Annotated in this window: 16 protein-coding genes; 3 read left to right on the top strand and 13 right to left on the bottom strand. The window is 26.7% G+C overall.

All coding sequences use genetic code 11. The annotated features are described in order from the left end of the window. Positions 1–155 precede the first annotated feature (155 nt). Positions 156–566: a hypothetical protein gene (locus Q1K13_RS08270; RefSeq protein WP_300349395.1), complete on the top strand. Its 411-nt coding sequence runs from the start codon at positions 156–158 to the stop codon at positions 564–566. Between the two features lie 74 nt (positions 567–640). On the opposite strand, the gene Q1K13_RS08265 is transcribed toward Q1K13_RS08270, so the two are convergent. The 7 genes from Q1K13_RS08265 to Q1K13_RS08235 form a co-directional block, all read right to left on the bottom strand. After that, a complete protein-coding gene (locus Q1K13_RS08265) occupies positions 641–1,828 on the bottom strand; it encodes an ABC transporter permease (RefSeq protein WP_300349392.1) in 1,188 nt (395 codons plus the stop codon). Beyond that, complete coding sequence (locus tag Q1K13_RS08260; protein ID WP_300349765.1) at positions 1,815–2,516, bottom strand: ABC transporter ATP-binding protein; 702 nt, start codon at positions 2,514–2,516, stop codon at positions 1,815–1,817. Before Q1K13_RS08260 ends, Q1K13_RS08265 begins: the two co-directional genes overlap by 14 nt. After that, positions 2,506–3,711: an efflux RND transporter periplasmic adaptor subunit gene (locus Q1K13_RS08255; RefSeq protein ID WP_300349389.1), complete on the bottom strand. Its 1,206-nt coding sequence runs from the start codon at positions 3,709–3,711 to the stop codon at positions 2,506–2,508. The genes Q1K13_RS08260 and Q1K13_RS08255 overlap by 11 nt, the downstream gene beginning before the upstream one ends. Positions 3,712–3,979: 268 nt before the next feature. After that, positions 3,980–5,332 (bottom strand): adenosylmethionine--8-amino-7-oxononanoate transaminase, encoded by a 1,353-nt coding sequence (gene bioA, locus Q1K13_RS08250; protein ID WP_300349386.1) that lies wholly within the window; start codon positions 5,330–5,332, stop codon positions 3,980–3,982. Continuing rightward, positions 5,322–6,008 (bottom strand): dethiobiotin synthase, encoded by a 687-nt coding sequence (bioD, locus tag Q1K13_RS08245; RefSeq protein WP_300349383.1) that lies wholly within the window; start codon positions 6,006–6,008, stop codon positions 5,322–5,324. Before bioD ends, bioA begins: the two co-directional genes overlap by 11 nt. Then, positions 6,001–6,972 (bottom strand): biotin synthase BioB, encoded by a 972-nt coding sequence (bioB, locus tag Q1K13_RS08240; protein ID WP_300349381.1) that lies wholly within the window; start codon positions 6,970–6,972, stop codon positions 6,001–6,003. Before bioB ends, bioD begins: the two co-directional genes overlap by 8 nt. A gap of 13 nt (positions 6,973–6,985) precedes the next feature. Continuing rightward, positions 6,986–7,540, bottom strand: coding sequence for a biotin transporter BioY (locus Q1K13_RS08235; RefSeq protein ID WP_300349378.1), 555 nt, complete (start codon positions 7,538–7,540; stop codon positions 6,986–6,988). A gap of 446 nt (positions 7,541–7,986) precedes the next feature. On the opposite strand from Q1K13_RS08235, the gene Q1K13_RS08230 reads away from it, so the two are divergent. After that, a complete protein-coding gene (locus Q1K13_RS08230) occupies positions 7,987–9,081 on the top strand; it encodes a ribose-phosphate pyrophosphokinase (RefSeq protein WP_300349375.1) in 1,095 nt (364 codons plus the stop codon). A gap of 47 nt (positions 9,082–9,128) precedes the next feature. On the opposite strand, the gene Q1K13_RS08225 is transcribed toward Q1K13_RS08230, so the two are convergent. The 3 genes from Q1K13_RS08225 to pulA all read right to left on the bottom strand — a co-directional run bounded on the left by Q1K13_RS08225 (position 9,129) and on the right by pulA (position 13,702). Continuing rightward, positions 9,129–10,202 (bottom strand): PRK06851 family protein, encoded by a 1,074-nt coding sequence (locus tag Q1K13_RS08225; RefSeq protein ID WP_300349373.1) that lies wholly within the window; start codon positions 10,200–10,202, stop codon positions 9,129–9,131. Between the two features lie 156 nt (positions 10,203–10,358). Further along, positions 10,359–11,333: a polysaccharide deacetylase family protein gene (locus Q1K13_RS08220; RefSeq protein WP_300349371.1), complete on the bottom strand. Its 975-nt coding sequence runs from the start codon at positions 11,331–11,333 to the stop codon at positions 10,359–10,361. Between the two features lie 407 nt (positions 11,334–11,740). Further along, the gene (gene pulA / locus Q1K13_RS08215; protein ID WP_300349368.1) at positions 11,741–13,702 is read right to left on the bottom strand and encodes a type I pullulanase; all 1,962 of its coding nucleotides are present in this window, start codon (positions 13,700–13,702) and stop codon (positions 11,741–11,743) included. A gap of 179 nt (positions 13,703–13,881) precedes the next feature. Here pulA and lepB point away from each other — a divergent pair, with 179 nt between their 5' ends. Beyond that, the gene (lepB, locus tag Q1K13_RS08210; protein ID WP_300349366.1) at positions 13,882–14,418 is read left to right on the top strand and encodes a signal peptidase I; all 537 of its coding nucleotides are present in this window, start codon (positions 13,882–13,884) and stop codon (positions 14,416–14,418) included. A gap of 63 nt (positions 14,419–14,481) precedes the next feature. Here lepB and Q1K13_RS08205 read toward each other — a convergent pair whose 3' ends face one another. From Q1K13_RS08205 to Q1K13_RS08195, 3 genes are all read right to left on the bottom strand, one after another. After that, positions 14,482–14,751, bottom strand: a complete 270-nt coding sequence (locus tag Q1K13_RS08205; RefSeq protein ID WP_300349364.1) for an ATP cone domain-containing protein — start codon at positions 14,749–14,751, stop codon at positions 14,482–14,484. A 165-nt stretch (positions 14,752–14,916) separates the two neighbouring features. Then, complete coding sequence (locus Q1K13_RS08200) at positions 14,917–15,483, bottom strand: hypothetical protein (protein WP_300349362.1); 567 nt, start codon at positions 15,481–15,483, stop codon at positions 14,917–14,919. Between the two features lie 39 nt (positions 15,484–15,522). Continuing rightward, positions 15,523–16,479 (bottom strand): aromatic acid exporter family protein, encoded by a 957-nt coding sequence (locus tag Q1K13_RS08195; protein ID WP_300349359.1) that lies wholly within the window; start codon positions 16,477–16,479, stop codon positions 15,523–15,525. Between the last annotated feature and the right edge of the window lie 117 nt (positions 16,480–16,596).

Genomic DNA, 16,596 nt, shown 5'->3' with positions numbered 1-16,596 from the left:
ATTATTTATAAAGCATTATATCTAAATCTCTTTTAATCTTTTTTAGTAATTTTTCTTAAAATAACCTTAAATTTGTTAATAATCTACTTTTTTCTTTCACAACCTGTTCATTTTTATGTTATATTTGAATAAATAAAATTATGGGAGGTCATTTTATGGAAATTAATAAAGAGAATAAATTAGGCGCTGGAATAATAACTTTATCAGTACTAACAATTATAAGTGTTTTCATAACATATTTCAGCAATATATGCCTTTTAATTCCATCTGTTCAAAACAATCTTAAACAAAAGGGAATACCAATTGAAAAATTAGGTTTAAACAAATCTATAATTGTAATAGGTTTAATAAGTGCCACAATATTATTAATATCAGTTATATTAATATTAATGAAAAAAGCTTTAGGAATATATCTTTATTATTTATTATTTCTTGCTAACTTAATTTACTCAACAGTATTACATGGATTTAATATTAAATCACTTATAATTTCAATTATTTTCCCAGCTTTATTTGGATACTTTTTATACAAAAAGAAACATCTTTATGGCTTTGAAAGTAAGTAATTTAATATTTAGATCTAAAAATAAAAAAGATATGAAAAACTTAAGTTTTTCATATCTTTTTTATATTATAGTCTTTATCTATATATTGCCTTTATAGGATCTAACTTACAAGCATTATAGGCCGGAATTATTCCAAAGATAATTCCTTCTATTATTGAGATAATAGTAGCCCCTGTAAATGTACTTAATGTAAGTATTGGTTTAAATGGCATGAATGCTCCTGCTCCTTTTGCAACTAAATATCCTAACAATATTCCTATTAGTCCACCAAGCAAAGTTACTAATACTGCTTCAAATAAAAATTGTAATAGTATGCTGTTAGGTTTTGCACCTATTGCTCTTCTTATACCAATTTCTCTTTTTCTTTCTGAAACTGAAACATACATTATGTTCATAACCCCTATTCCTCCAACTAAAAGAGAAATTCCTGTTATAAATGCTATAAATTTAGTTAATCCTCCTATTACTTTTTCAAAAGCCTTTGTTATTTCCTCTGGATCTTGCATTTTATATTTTCCACCTATATTTGGGTGATTGGCCATTAAATATTTATTTACTTCTTTAAACACATCTTTTTTACTTACATTTCCTTTTACTGATATATCTAAAGACATAATTTTCTCTCCGTTTGTCATATTATCAATGGCTTTTTTAGAAACATAACTTGTTGTATCTTGACCAAATCCCATAATATCAACTTTTGGAAGTATTCCTATAACCTCGTAGTTAATACCATTCATTGTTACGGCTTTTCCTATTCCACTTTCAATTGGATTAAACAATTCTTTGGCTGTATTATGTTCTAATACTATTAAGTTATCATTTTCTTCCCCTTTTCTAAACCATCTTCCATATTCCACCTTTTCATTTTTACCTTCATATGAATTTAGAATAGCAAATTGATTTTTATCAAAATATTGAAGTTGACTACTTGAAAAACTCATCATACCCATAAATCCTTGTGATGCCTTAGCTTTTTCAACTCCTTTTAAGCTTTCTATTCCATTTATATCAGATTTAGTGAAAGGTTCTATAATTTCCATATTTGCCTCATAATTATCTGGAGTAAATGTTACACTTATCTTATTAGCATTAGTTTCTTCTGAAGATTGAAGAACATAAGCTTTTAATCCATCTCCAACAGACAATATTGTAACAACTGAGCTTATTCCTATAATTATTCCTATCATTGTTAGGAAAGTTCTTAGCTTATGGAATTTTAAACTAGCAATGGCAGTTTTAATTAAATTAATTGCTGACATCCTCTGCCCCCCTTGTTATTGCTCCATCCTTAACACGTATTATCTTATTTGCGTATTTAGTTAAATCCTCATCATGAGTTACCATTATTATGGTTTTATTATCCTTGTTTAAACTTTTTAATATTTCCATTATTTCAGTGCTAGTATTACTATCTAAAGCACCAGTAGGCTCATCTGCAAATATTACATAAGGATTATTTATAAGTGCTCTTGCAATAGCTACCCTTTGTTGTTGCCCTCCTGATAATTCAAGTGGATATTGTTTTTTCTTTTCTAATAAACCAACCATTTTAAGGTATCTATCAACAAGCTCTTCTCTCTCTTTCTTTGGTACGCTTTTTCCATTATATAAAAGAGGAAGTTCAACATTTTTCCCAATAGTCATAGAATTTATTAGATGAAACTGTTGAAATATAAACCCCATATATCTATTTCTTATATTAGCCTTCTTATCCTCTTTCAACTTACTTACATCTTCATTATTAAACATATATGTACCATTTTCAAATCTATCTAAAAGTCCTAAAAGGTTCATAAGAGTAGTTTTACCACTACCTGATTTCCCCATTATCATAACAAAATCACCTTGTTCAATAGACAAATTAACATCCTTCAAAACATGAAACTTTTCTTTTCCTAAATTGTAATACTTATTTAGATTTTTTACTTCTACTATGTTACTCAACAGCCATACCCTCTTTCATGGATATACTAGGATTAGTTACAACTTCATCACTTTCTTTTAATCCATTAACAATAACTTTGTCTTTATCGCCCTCTTTATTTGAATATGTTACCTGTTGTTTTTTAAGTTTTCCATCAACATTTAAGAATACATATTCTTTACCTGAATCATCTTTAAGTATTGCACTCTTTGGAATTTCTATTGGTTTTTGTTCTAGATTTACTGAAGCCTGAACATGAAATCCATTAGTTAATCCCTCTTGAGTATCTGGAGTTATATCTACAGTATAATAAGACATACTATTTCCTCCCCCAGTCTGTACGCTGCTTTTAGCTGCCATTAAGGCTGATGATGATCCATTTTCAGGATTACTTGAAACCTTAGTTATTTTTCCTTTTATATTTTGATTTGTTGATAATATATTTATATAAACTTCTTGCCCCTCTTTTATCTTAGGCTGATCTTTCTCATTAACAGATCCACTTATATAGTAATTATTAGATTCTATTTTTATGTAAGGTTCTGTTGGATTTCCTTTATTTTCACTCATTATAATTTTCCCATTAATTGATGCCTTAACAGTGTAATATTCTTTTTCTTTTAATGATTTTATTTGTTTCTCTAAAAGACTTATTTGATTATCAACACTTTCTGTTGAAATTTGAGATGATCCAATATTAGTTGGCATTTGTTGTCCCTTAGTCATATTTGAAATTTCAGCTAGCTGACTTTGGTTAGAAGCTACTTCCCTCTTTTGACTTTTCATAGCTTCCATATTCTTTTGGGCTTCTTCTATTTGTTTCTTAGCCTCAGTCTCTTTTTTTTTCATTTCTTCCTTTTGTTTCACTAAGGCATTTCTTTCTTTTTTAGCTGATGTTAATTGAAATTGTAGCTGTTCAATCTGCCCTTCAACAGCTGCATTTTTATATGTAAATAAAGGTTCTCCTTTTTTTACAACATCTCCATTTTTGACGTTTACTTTATCTACTTCTCCTCTTGTTGGCTCTAAGTAAATTGTATCTGTATTTTCTGGTCTTATTTCTCCATTTATAAACACCTTATCAGTTGATGGGACTATGTAAAACTCCATATTTGCTTTATTAGATTTATTCATACTTGTTTTTAAGTAATAACTTCCAACTCCAACCCCCGTAAGTATTACAACAGTTGAAATTGCTATTATTAATTTCTTTTTCATGAAAATCCTCCCTCACAAATCTTTTATTCTAATAATACCACAACCTTTTGAATTCATGTGATTCTTTTTAACAAAAAAAATCTTAAATGTTTCTTAAATTCACTAATTAATATGTAAGTATTATAAAAAAATAAAAAGATAGCATATTAAGTCTATCTTTTTAAATTAGTTTATTATTTAAACTAGTATTAACTTTAATTGAAAGCTATTTGTAAAATTAGTTAAGACTTAAAATATATCTAAAATCAACATTTACCCAAAATAGCAATTACATTAAAATTTTTTCAATACACCTTTTAGTAACATTAACCATAAAATCCATATCTTTTTCATTTATTATATATGGTGGGTTAAAATACAAAACATCTCCTAACGGTCTAAGTAATAGCCCTTCTTTTAAGGCTTCTTTATAAATTTCATACCCAATTCTCTCACTACTATTAAATGCTTCTTTTGTTTCTTTATCTTTTACAATCTCTATAGCATTTATCATTCCCAAACTTCTTATTTCCCCAACATTTTTGTTATTTAATAACGCCTCTCTTAATTTCCTATTCAAAACTTTTCCTTTTTCATTAATACTAATTAAGATGTTTTCATCTTCGAATATATTTAAAACTTCAATAGCAATCGCACACCCCAAAGCATTTCCGGAATAAGTATGTGAATGCATAAAAGCTTTATGCTTATTATAATCATCATAAAAACATTTATATATATTATCACCTGTAAGTACTAGAGCCATAGGCATATAGCCACCTGTAAGTCCTTTAGACAAACACATAAAATCTGGACATACACTTCCATGTTCAACAGCAAACATCTTTCCAGTTCTTCCAAAACCAACTGCTATCTCATCTGCTATAAAATGAACATCATAATTATCACAGGCTTTTCTAAGCTTTTCCAAGTATAATGCTGGATATATTTTCATTCCAGCAGCTGCTTGTATTAAAGGCTCTATTATAATACCTGATATTTCATCTTTATTTTCTTTTAATAAATTATCAATATTCTCAAAACATTCGCAGTTACACAACTCTCTATTCTTTCCGTATTTGCACCTAAAACAATCTGGTGCTTCTGCTCTTATAACATCTATCATTAATGGCTTATATACTTCACTATATATATCAAGTCCACCCATAGATAAAGCTCCTATAGTTTCCCCATGATAAGCACCTTCTAAAGCTACAAACCTTCTCTTTTTTACTCTGCCCATTTGTTTATTATAATGAAAACTCATTTTTATTGCTGCCTCAACCGCTGAAGAACCGTTATCACAAAAAAACACCTTATTAAGCTTATCCCCAGTAATATTTATAAGTCTTTCACTTAATTCTATTGCTGGTAAATTAGAAAAATTAGCAAAAATAACATGTTCTAGTTGATCAACTTGCTTTTTTAATGCTTCGTTAATTCTTTTGTTAGAATGTCCAAACAAATTACACCACCAGGAACTTACACAATCTAAATATTTTTTATCATCTAAATCAAAAATATATGGTCCTTCTCCTCTTTTTATTATTATTGGTTTTAAGTCTTCATAATCCTTCATTTGTGAACATGGATGCCATATATATTTTAAGTCCTTAAATATTAATTCTTCTTTATAGTTCATTGAAAACCTCCTGAAGATTATTAAGATCAAAGTCATCTATATCATTTATTCTAGGAACAGTCACTATGTTATTTATTCCAGTAATAAATTTTATTGTTTCCTTATTATTCCTATGTATGATATTGTTTTCTTCAAATTCATTTAATATAATTCCAGCTATTTTTATCCCTTGAACTTTTAAATATTCAACCGTTAAAACAGTATGATTTATTGCACCAAGACCACTTCTAGAAACTAATATAATTGGAAGTTTTGTAAGTTTAACTATATCATTTAACATTATGCTTTCTTTTCCAAGACTTATAGGACATATAATTCCTCCGCTTCCTTCACATATTAAAAAATCATACTTTTCTTTACTTCTTAAATAATCATTTTTTATTTTTTCTAAACTTATATCAACATTTTCAATTTCACAAGCTAAATGTGGTGAATATGGATTTTTTAAAGCATAAGAAACCATATTTTCATAATTTTCTTTTAAATTTCCTATTTTGCAAACCTCTTTGCAATCTAATGGAACCAACTTTCCTTCATTTTCTTCAGCTCCACTTAAAACAGCCTTATAATAACCTGCATTTATACCATCATCTCTTAATTTCCTTAAAAGTAATCCACTTATAAATGTTTTTCCTACATCTGTATCAGTTCCTAAAACATATATTCCTTTATTCATTATCAATCACTCTCATTCCTACTTTTTTTATTAAATCAATATCATCTTTAATTTTATTACCGCAAGTTGTTAATAAATTACCAGTTATAGTTGCATTTGCGCCTCCTTTAAAGGCCTTCTGTCCAAAATTTTCAAGATTTTCTCTTCCTGCTGCAAGTCTAATTTTTGCCTTAGGATTTATAAATCTAAATACAGCTATTGTTCTTAAAATTTCTTCTTCTTTTAAAGGTTCCATTTTTTCAAAATCTGTTCCTTTTATTGGAGTCAACACGTTTATAGGTATTGATTTTATTTCTAACTCTCTTAAAGTAATAGCCAATATAACTCTATCTTTTATTCTTTCTCCGAGACCTATAATTCCTCCCGAACAAACATCTAATCCAATTTCTTTTGCTAATTTTATTGTTTTTATTCTTTCTTCATATGAATGAGATGTACAAATTTTCGAATAAAACTCTCTAGAACTTTCTAAATTATGATGATATCTAGTTATTCCTGCATCTTTTAAATCTATTAATGATTCTTTACTTAATATTCCATGAGATGCACATAATTTTATATTAGACTCTTCCTTTAAGCGCTTATAATAAATACAAACATTTTTTAAATCATTTCCATATAATCCTCTTCCAGATGTAACTATTGAAAATCTATTTACGCCTTCCTTTTCATTTTCCAATGCTACTTTTTTAACCTCTTCATAAGATAATAAATCATATTGTTTTATAGTAGTTTTAAATTTTTTTGACTGAGCACAAAAAGCACAATTTTCACCACATTTTCCGCTCTTCCCATTAATTATTGAACATAATTCTACTCTATCTCCATGAAATTTTTTTCTTATATCATCAGCAAATCTTGTTAACAAATTAATATCATCATAGTTATATAACTTGATACCTTCATCTAAATTGATTATTTCATTATTAAGTGCTTTTTCCTTTATTCTATAAATAAAATCCATAATTCCCCCTTCTTTAAAAATATCTCAAAGTTTTTAATCTCTTTGCTATCTTATATCCAATTATTGATATTATTAAAGTTAATAATAAATCACTAGGTAAACATGCTATTGCTCCTACACTTATTGCCATAACTAAACTCATTGAAGTTCCTAAGTAAAAATTATAAATTAAATACATATATGATACGCCTAAAACATAAATAGCTATAAGACCTAAAAAACAAGTTCCAAAAAGTTTAATCATACTAACCTCTTTTAAATTTTCAGTTATTTTCCCTATTATATAAGCTCCTATAATAAAACCTATTAAATATCCAAAAGTTGGTCTAAAAATATAAGTAGGACCTCCACCCTGTGTAAAAATAGGTATTCCAATAAGACCAACTAAAACGTATACTATTTGAGCTAAAGCACCATTCTTAGCTCCTAGTAAAATAGCTCCTAATGCACAGAAAAAGTATTGTAATGTAAATGGTACTATAGGAATAGGAATTTTTATAAATGCTCCTATAGCTGTAAGTGCCGCGAAAAGCGATATTAATATTAGATTTCTTGTTTTAAAATTCATTTTTTTCTCCTCATTTTAATTTGATTATCAAAATATATTTAAATTTTACTATTTCCTCATTTTATTGTCAACCTATTATTTTATATAAGTTTACAATAAAAAAATAAAAAAACAGGCTAGATATAATATATGCCCTATTTTTTATTTTGTAGCTTTATCAATAATATCATCCTCTTGCTTATTAGAATTATTACCTAACTTTATAACTATATTACTAGTTTCATCTAAAACTTTATTAAATAAATTATTTAAATAATATTCATGTATTCTAAATAATCTAAATTATCCGACAAAGAATTTTGACATTTTTTTCTGAAATTTAGTCAAAAATTATGACAATTTTCTATTTTTAAAAGTAAATTATTCGTATATAATATAAGTGACGATACCTTTAGTATTTACAATTGTAAAATATTTTAAATATGCATTGAGAAGGAGATAGACAAATGAACGAAACAAATCATGGATTAGGAATTATAGCTTTAGAAAGTTGCACGGAACTTGGTAATGCTATAGACAAGCTTATACAAAAGGAAAGAAATTGCAAAGAATCTTTTTTAATCAAAACTGATGAAATAAGATTTTCTAATGGTGAAGGAAAAGTTAAAATTCCTCAATCTGTAAGGGGAAGAGATATTTATATTCTTTGTGATATTGGAAACTATAGTTGTACATATAAAATGTTTGGATTTGAAAATCATAAAGGACCAGATGAACATTTCCAAGATATTAAAAGAACGGTTTCTGCTATAAGAGGAAAAGCTAGAAGAATCACAGTTATTATGCCTCTTTTATACGAATCAAGACAACATAGACGTAAAGGAAGAGAGTCTTTAGATTGTGCTTTAGCACTTCAAGAACTTGAAAGATTAGGTGTTGATGAAGTGTTAACATTTGACGTTCACGACCCTAACGTTCAAAATGCTATCCCACTAATGTCATTTGAAAACTTCTACCCAACATATGATATAGTTAAAGCTTTAATTCACAACGAGAGAGACTTAGAACTAGATAAAGAAAAATTACTTGTTATAAGTCCAGATACCGGCGCTATGGATAGAGCTATATATTATTCAAGTGTATTAGGTGTAGATGTTGGATTATTCTACAAAAGAAGAGACCATTCTCGTGTAGTTAATGGTAAAAACCCAATAGTCAAACATGAATATATGGGAAGAGATGTCTCTGGAAAAGATGTTTTAATAGTTGATGACATGATAGCCTCAGGTGAATCAGTTCTTGATATCGCTCATGAATTAAAAGGCAGAAATGCTAGAAATGTATACATAGCTACTACTTTCTCATTCTTTACTGAAGGTTTAGATAAATTTAACAAATATTATAATGATGGAATAATTAAGAGTGTTTATTCAACAAACTTAACTTATATGCCAGAAACATTAAAATCTCAACCATGGTTTAAACCAGTTGATTTATCTGATTTCATTTCAAAAATAATAAATAGATTAAACTACGATAAATCAGTTGCTTCATACATGGATGCTACTCACATAATTAAAAGATTATTAGAAGAAAAATAATCCTTTAATTTAAAGGCTTTGCATATTAATTTGCAAAGCCTTTTATTTTATAGCTCTTTTTCATTAAATAAAAACTCTAATGATTTTTTACACCCATTATAGTCAAAGGCAGAATCTAATATTTCATCCAATTTATTTTTTATACTTTCTCCATTAGCTAAAAAACTACTTCCTTTTGAAACCTGATCTTTATAACCACTAGAAACCTTCTCTAATTCTTTTTTATGAATTTTATCAACTTCTCCCTCAACATAAATCTTATAAACATCTATTATTTCATCACCATCTCTACTTGGAAAATACTCATGAGGTGGTGTGCTATCAAATATAGCAAAGTTTAATTCTCTACTTATAACCATATCCTTACTATCAGGATCAAAACCACAAGCATAAACCTCAATATCATATCCATACTCACTTATTTCCTTAGCTATCTTTTTAAGAATTGTTGATTTTCCTGTACCTGCTCTTCCTTTTAAGAAATATCTCTTAACTCCCTCTGTTATACTAGGAACATAATCCTTTGCACCAATTGGAGTTGATGCCCCTAAATATCTCTCTATAACCTTTCCTTTCTTATCTTTCTTAGGGAATCCCTCTCTCAACAAAGAAATTATACTATCTGTTAACTCATTAGCCTTATGAAAATTTAAATAAGGAAAATATATGCCTTCCCAATAGTCATGAATTTTCAAAGCTTTTTCAAATTCATCCTGAGCAAATTCCATACATTCATTAAATTTTTCCTTTAAAAATTTTATATTTTTTTCATTGTGTTCTATTATATCACTCTCAAAAAAAACATCTAAATCTATATTTTTTATATTTTCAAGATTTAGATTCATTTTACCATGCAAAGGGGTTCCATTTATTATACCAACATTTTTTTTCCTTATTATAAGGCCTTCTATTTCATTGCAATCTATTGAACTTACTATAACTTCAATCTCAAAATCTTCACTATATTCATCTATTATTTCTTTTAACAATGTTGTTTTAAATGTATTACTTCCTCCATTTAATGAATATATTCTATCTAATCCTTGAAATATTGAGTTATATAGTGGTCTAAATCCTTTTGATGTATTTCCCGCTCCATAGTAATAGGTTAATTTCTTCATATTTTCTCCTAATATTTAATATTATTCTTAAAATATTATATTTTTATAGTAATAAATAGGTTACAACACAAAAAAGTTGAACTCTTTTTAAAAAGAATTCAACTTTTAATTAATCAAAATATTTTATTTTCATTATATTATTTCTAATATTTAACCTTACTTTGTTGCTGTTTTTTGAACTGGTTTTATTGGTGAATTTTTTATAACTTTAAATTCATATCCTTTTTCTTTAAAGAATTTTATTATTGAAGGTAATGCAGTAACAGTTTCTTTCTTAGCTGCTGCATCATGCATTAATAATATTACATGATTCAAAGAATTTAAGTGTTTTGCTGAATTTTGAACATATTGTTCAACAGTATAATGTCTTCCTGTTGCATCCCCTGTTTCAGCATCCCAATCTATACTTACAATATTATTTTTAGCGAAAGCTTCATCTAAAGCTTTTAAATTTGGATCTTTATAATATTTTCTTGACATATATCCACCTGGCATTCTTACTACTCTAGCTTCAAAATTATCTCCTAAAACACTTCTCATTATATCATTTGTTTCTTTAAGTTCATTCATAAACACTTTAACATTTACAGAGTTTCCTGGATATAATGTTTTATAATCATGAGAAAAACTATGGTCTGCTACTGCATTTCCTTGTTCTATCTCTTCCTTTAATAACTGTAAATTTTCTTTATTATCTTTTAAAGATGATCCTATATCAAAAAATGTTGCATGTACACCCTCATCCTTTAATATTTTAAGTATCTTTCTTGTATTTTCACTTGGACCATCATCAAATGTTAAAAATACTTCCTTATTAGTATCCTTAGATTTTGCTTGAAGCATTAATGCCACTTGATCTGCACTTACTGCATATGAATCTGCTGCATATATTATATTTCCATTAGGCATTATATCAGTTGGTTTTGGTTTTTCAACTTTCTTTGGCTTTGCTTCCTTACCTTTCGTTTCTTTATTAGCTTCCACCTTTGTTTTATTCATCTTAGTTTTATTAGAATCTAAAAATTTCATTCCAATTCCAACACCACCTAAAACAACAACAGCTATAGCCACCGCAGCTATTCTTCTTTTCATGTATTTTTTGCCTCTCTCTTCTCTGTTATCGTAATTCATCTAAATCCACCTCTATGTTGTATATTAAAATAATTATCTCATATATATAAATGAAATAATTATTTATATAAATCTTTCTACCTTATATATATTAAAACTTTACGCCAAGGTTTTTGTTACAATTTGTTTAAATTTTATTCATAACATTCTTAATATACTACTTATTATAGCATTTGTATATATTAAATTCCTTATTACTATATTAAATTTTATTTATCTTAAAATTCATCCAAATTTATAAACATTTATCAAAATAAAAACTTTAAGGAAATTATTTCCTCATTTTTTTATTAACATTCTATTATATTTTTATATAAGGCTTTGTTTTAAACTAGTATTGATTTTAGATAGAACTTTATGACCATCTTAATAATCAGTTTAGAGTTTCATTGAATACGGAATATTTATTATTTAATTTTCTTAACTACAAAAGCAGATTTTCTATTTACAACTACTCTTCCACATACCTCTTCTATAATTTCTTTTCCTGATTTTAAATTATTAACTAAAACACCCCATGTTCCTTTTGGTAATTCAATATTTATTGATTTTTGATTTCCGTTAAATATTACTATTACTTCTTCTTTATCTTTAATTCTATATGCAACTACATTTTTTTCATTTATTTGCAATTCATTTTCAAAGAAATGTAATTTCTCTCTTATTTCATTGCTAGTTCTAAGCTTTAATAAATCACAATTATTTCTTAATTCTATTAATCCCTTGTAATATTCAAATAAACCATTGTATTTTATTTTTCTTGTCCAATCTATCTTATTTATAAAATCATTAGAATTATAACTATTTTCAATTAAATTTCCATTTTCATCTTCCTTAGTTCTTAAAAGTTCTTCCCCAGCATGAATAAATGGAATTCCTTGAGATGTTAATACAATTGCAGCACTTAATTTATTCATTTCTATGATTTCTTCCTCTGATGCATTCTCGCATACAATTTTAAGTTTATCATAAAGTGTGTTGTTATCATGGGCTGAACAATAGTTTATTGTTTGATATGGTTCATTAGCCCATGGTTTTTTAGAGTAATTTACCTTACCATAATCTATTTCTTCATGATCTATTGAGGCAACCACTCCAAATTTTATACTTTCTTCAAAGTTTTCTCCTCCATTTACAAAGCCAGCTTCTTTTAAGTTAGAAACATGTCCCTTTATTCCATCCCTCATATCATCACTAAAAGCAGCAATTTGTAAATCATAAAATTTATTTATATTCTTTTTGAAACAAGCTTCCTCTTCTTTTAATGGTGAAGATCCACCTATCCATCCTTCTCCATAAATAATTATGCTATCATCTATTTTTGTAAGTTCATTTCTTATTTGTTTTAAGGTTTCTATATCATGTAGTGCCATCAAATCAAACCTAAATCCATCTATATGATATTCTTTTGCCCAGTATTTTAAGGATTCAATAATATACTTTCTAACCATACTTCTTTCAGATGCTAACTCATTTCCACATCCTGAACCATTTGAAAAATCCCCATTTTCACCCTGTCTATGATAATATCCAGGACATGAGAGATTTAAATTTGAAATTTCCCCTGAATAAGTGTGGTTATAAACAACATCCATAACAACTCTTATGCCAGCTTCATGTAATTTTAATACCATTTCTTTAAACTCTTTTATTCTAACCTCTCCATGATATGGATCCTTTGAATATGATCCCTCCGGAACATTGTAATTAGTTGGATCATATCCCCAGTTATATTGTGCCTCATTTAATCTTTCCTCATCTACACTTCCAAAATCAAAAGATGGTAAAAGATGAACATGAGTTATTCCAAGTTCTTTTAAATGATCTAAAGTTGTTTTAACAAAAGTTCCTGGAACAACTGTATTTTCTTCAATTACTCCTAAGAATTTTCCTTTATTTTCTTCTCTTACTCCTGAACTCTCATCAATAGAAAAATCTCTAATATGCATTTCATAAAGTATTGAATCTAATGGATTCTTAAGTTCTGGCTTTTTATCCTCTTCCCACTTATTAGGATTAGTTTTTTCTAAATCTATTACCATAGCTCTCTTTCCATTAACCCCTAAAGCCTTGCAATAAGGATCCACAAAATAATGATTAAATTCTTCTCCCATAACATGATATTTATAATAAACACCATTTAAATCTCCAAATTTAATCACTTCCCAAAGGCCTTTATCTTTTTTATCCATAGCTATTTTTTCTATTAAAGAATCAGAATTTCCATCTTTATATAAGATTAATTCCATTTTTTTAGCTTCTGGTGACCAAACTCTAAAAATAGTTTTATTCTCACTGTATATAGCACCTAATTCTCCATGAAAATAAAAATTCTTGTTATATTCTTCTGAATTAAAATTCTTTCTCATAAATCTTTCCCCCAAACTTTCGGTAACGTTTCCATTAAATTGTATATAAATTACAAATTTTATAATCTCATTATATTAAAATCATTATTAATTTTCAACCAAAACTTAAATATTGTTCTTATTTGCTCTCAAAAAAAATACTCTAATAATATATCCATTATTTTATAGGTGTTTATAAAATGAAATATTTAAATTACTTTATTCCTAATGAAAATAAGCTTTTCAAAACAATAATAATAGCACTATATATTGTTATTTTTATTTTAATATTATTTATAAATAGTATTTTTATAGCAATTGTAGATGGTTCCTCCATGGAAAATACAATACATGATAATGATATATTAATTATAAATAAAAAAGCTTACTCCCTTTCGTCCCCTCAAAGATACGATATTGTAAATATATACGCTAAAGATAAATATGATAATTTCTTAGTTAAAAGAATAATTGGCCTACCTGGAGATACTTTAGAAATAAATAATTCTTCTATTTATTTAAATGGAACTCTTCTTCATGAAGATTATATAAAAGAAAATATGCAAATACCTTATTATATAAAAATAAATATACCTAAAAATAAATATTTTGTAATGGGCGATAATAGAAATGTAAGTTTAGATTCACGTTATTTTGGATTAATAAAAGAAAGTGATATACAAGGAAAAGCACTCTTAAAATTTTGCTCAAAAACAAAAAAATTAAGTTTATTTTAAATTATTTTTTCAAAAGCTACCCTTAAACCTTAAGGATAGCTTTAAATTTATAAACCAATTTATTTACTTTTTATATTCAGTGTATGCCTTAACAACCTCTGTAAATCTTTCATTATTTAGTGTTCCTATTACAACTCCTATAACCTCATAGCTTGATGTAACTCCATTTTCTCCTCTTATATCTCTTATTACCTTCTCAACATCATTTGAAATAACATGAATATCTGATTCATTTAATATTAAGTCTAAGTCCTTAGCTGCATTTAATAAACTTGTTGAAAGCTTATCAATACTAAAATTTTCTACTCTTCTATCTTTTTTTATTATTTTCATATATACAAACCTCCTTAAAAAATTAATCTTATACTTAATATTTATTAGTTAATTATATTTAGTATATCATTTAAATTTTCCTCTTCAAAACAAATTTTTATGCAAAAAAAATTTACTTTCAATATAAATAAACACCTTAAAAATATTTAAGGTGTTTAATAAATATTATTTTATTTCTAAGATATTACTTTTTCCTAATACTTTATCAAATTTTCCTATCTGTCCCACAGAAATATCTTTTATATCCTTTGGAATTTCATCTCCTATCAATGTATTAGCATCCTTAAATTCTGTAGGAATTTTCTTTCCATTTATAATTATTGAACTTTTATAATTAAAGTTTTCTCCATGAACAATTATATCTTCTCCATTAACTTCATAGTTTTTTAGAACAATATCTTTTAATCCCATCTTCATATTACTCTTTTCATAACCATTACCATTCATAATATAATTCTTTCCAAAAATCATATCATACTGAATAAGTTCAAAATCTTTATTATAATTTTCCTTATTTTTAAACTCTTTGTGGAAAGTTGGCATAATACCAGAAACCATATTTAATTTATCTAATATGTAGGTTGTAAACTCATTAGCCTCCATTGTAACTTCATCCTTAGATAATCCAATATTATCCCACATAAAGAAATCAGCTAAATATTTGTTGTCATTATCTAAAACTTTTTCATCTTTATTTATTACTGTTAATGATGGAAGATGATCTCCAAACATTGCAATAATTGTTTGTTTTCCCTAATTTAAAATATAGTTTTAATATCTTTTAGTATCACATTCTCTTTTTGACTCAATAAAAATTTCTAAATCATTTAAAAACTGGTATAACATAGCTCTATTTTCAAACTCCTCTCTTGTTACAGGAAGAGCTTGTAAACTAAGCTCTTTTCTTACTCTATTTAATCTATTTATTAATATATTTGCATTCACTTCTTTTCCTATTACTGATGCTAATTCCTCTGTAAAGTTTGCAACCCACTCTGTTTGCTTAACAGTCATTGATATTCTTCCAAAATGTTCTCTCATATATTTTAATATTTGAAGTTGAACCCCTCTCATCTCTACATAATGAACATAATATCTTACATCTGAAAAAAGATAGTTATTAAAATTATCGTTTGCTCTTTTTTTTGCAATTTCTATTCTATCTTCAAGCTCACTAAAAAGACTTTGTTGGTTTATTGAAACGCTATGTGTTCTTAATGAGTATGCCATATCCATAAATATTTCTTTTATTTTTTCTGATATATAATCTATATCCTCTTTTAACTTTTCTTCATTCTTAGGCATATAACTATTCAATACCAACGCAACCCCAATTCCAACTATAATAAGTCCAACCTCATTAATAATCAAATTAACCGTAACCTCTTTTTTAACTAATAAATGTGTTACTAAAACAGAGCTTAATACAATTCCATCAGTAACCTTTAGTTTAACTGTTAAAGGTATAAATAATAAAACAAATAATCCAAATACAATTGAATTAAATCCAAATAATAAAAATAATAAAGATGCAATTGCTATGGCAACTAAAGCCGATATACTCCTTCTAATTGCAATATCTAAAGATTCTCTTTTTGTACTTTGTATGCTTAATATAGTTATAATCCCAGCAGCTGGCCAATAAGCAAGTCCAATTTCTTTAGCAATTATCATTGCAATTACTACCCCAATAGCTGTTTTCCATGTTCTAACTCCTATAAATCTCATTTTTTCACTCCATTTAAAATTTAATTCTAAAAAATATTTTTTCTATTCTATATATCATATAATCAATTTTTAAATTAATCAAATTTATACATTTTATTTCTTAAAATGGTAATACTT

This window comes from Clostridium sp. (assembly GCF_029267215.1).
Lineage (GTDB): Bacteria > Bacillota > Clostridia > Clostridiales > Clostridiaceae > Sarcina.
This window is presented reverse-complemented; position numbering and strand designations above follow the sequence as displayed.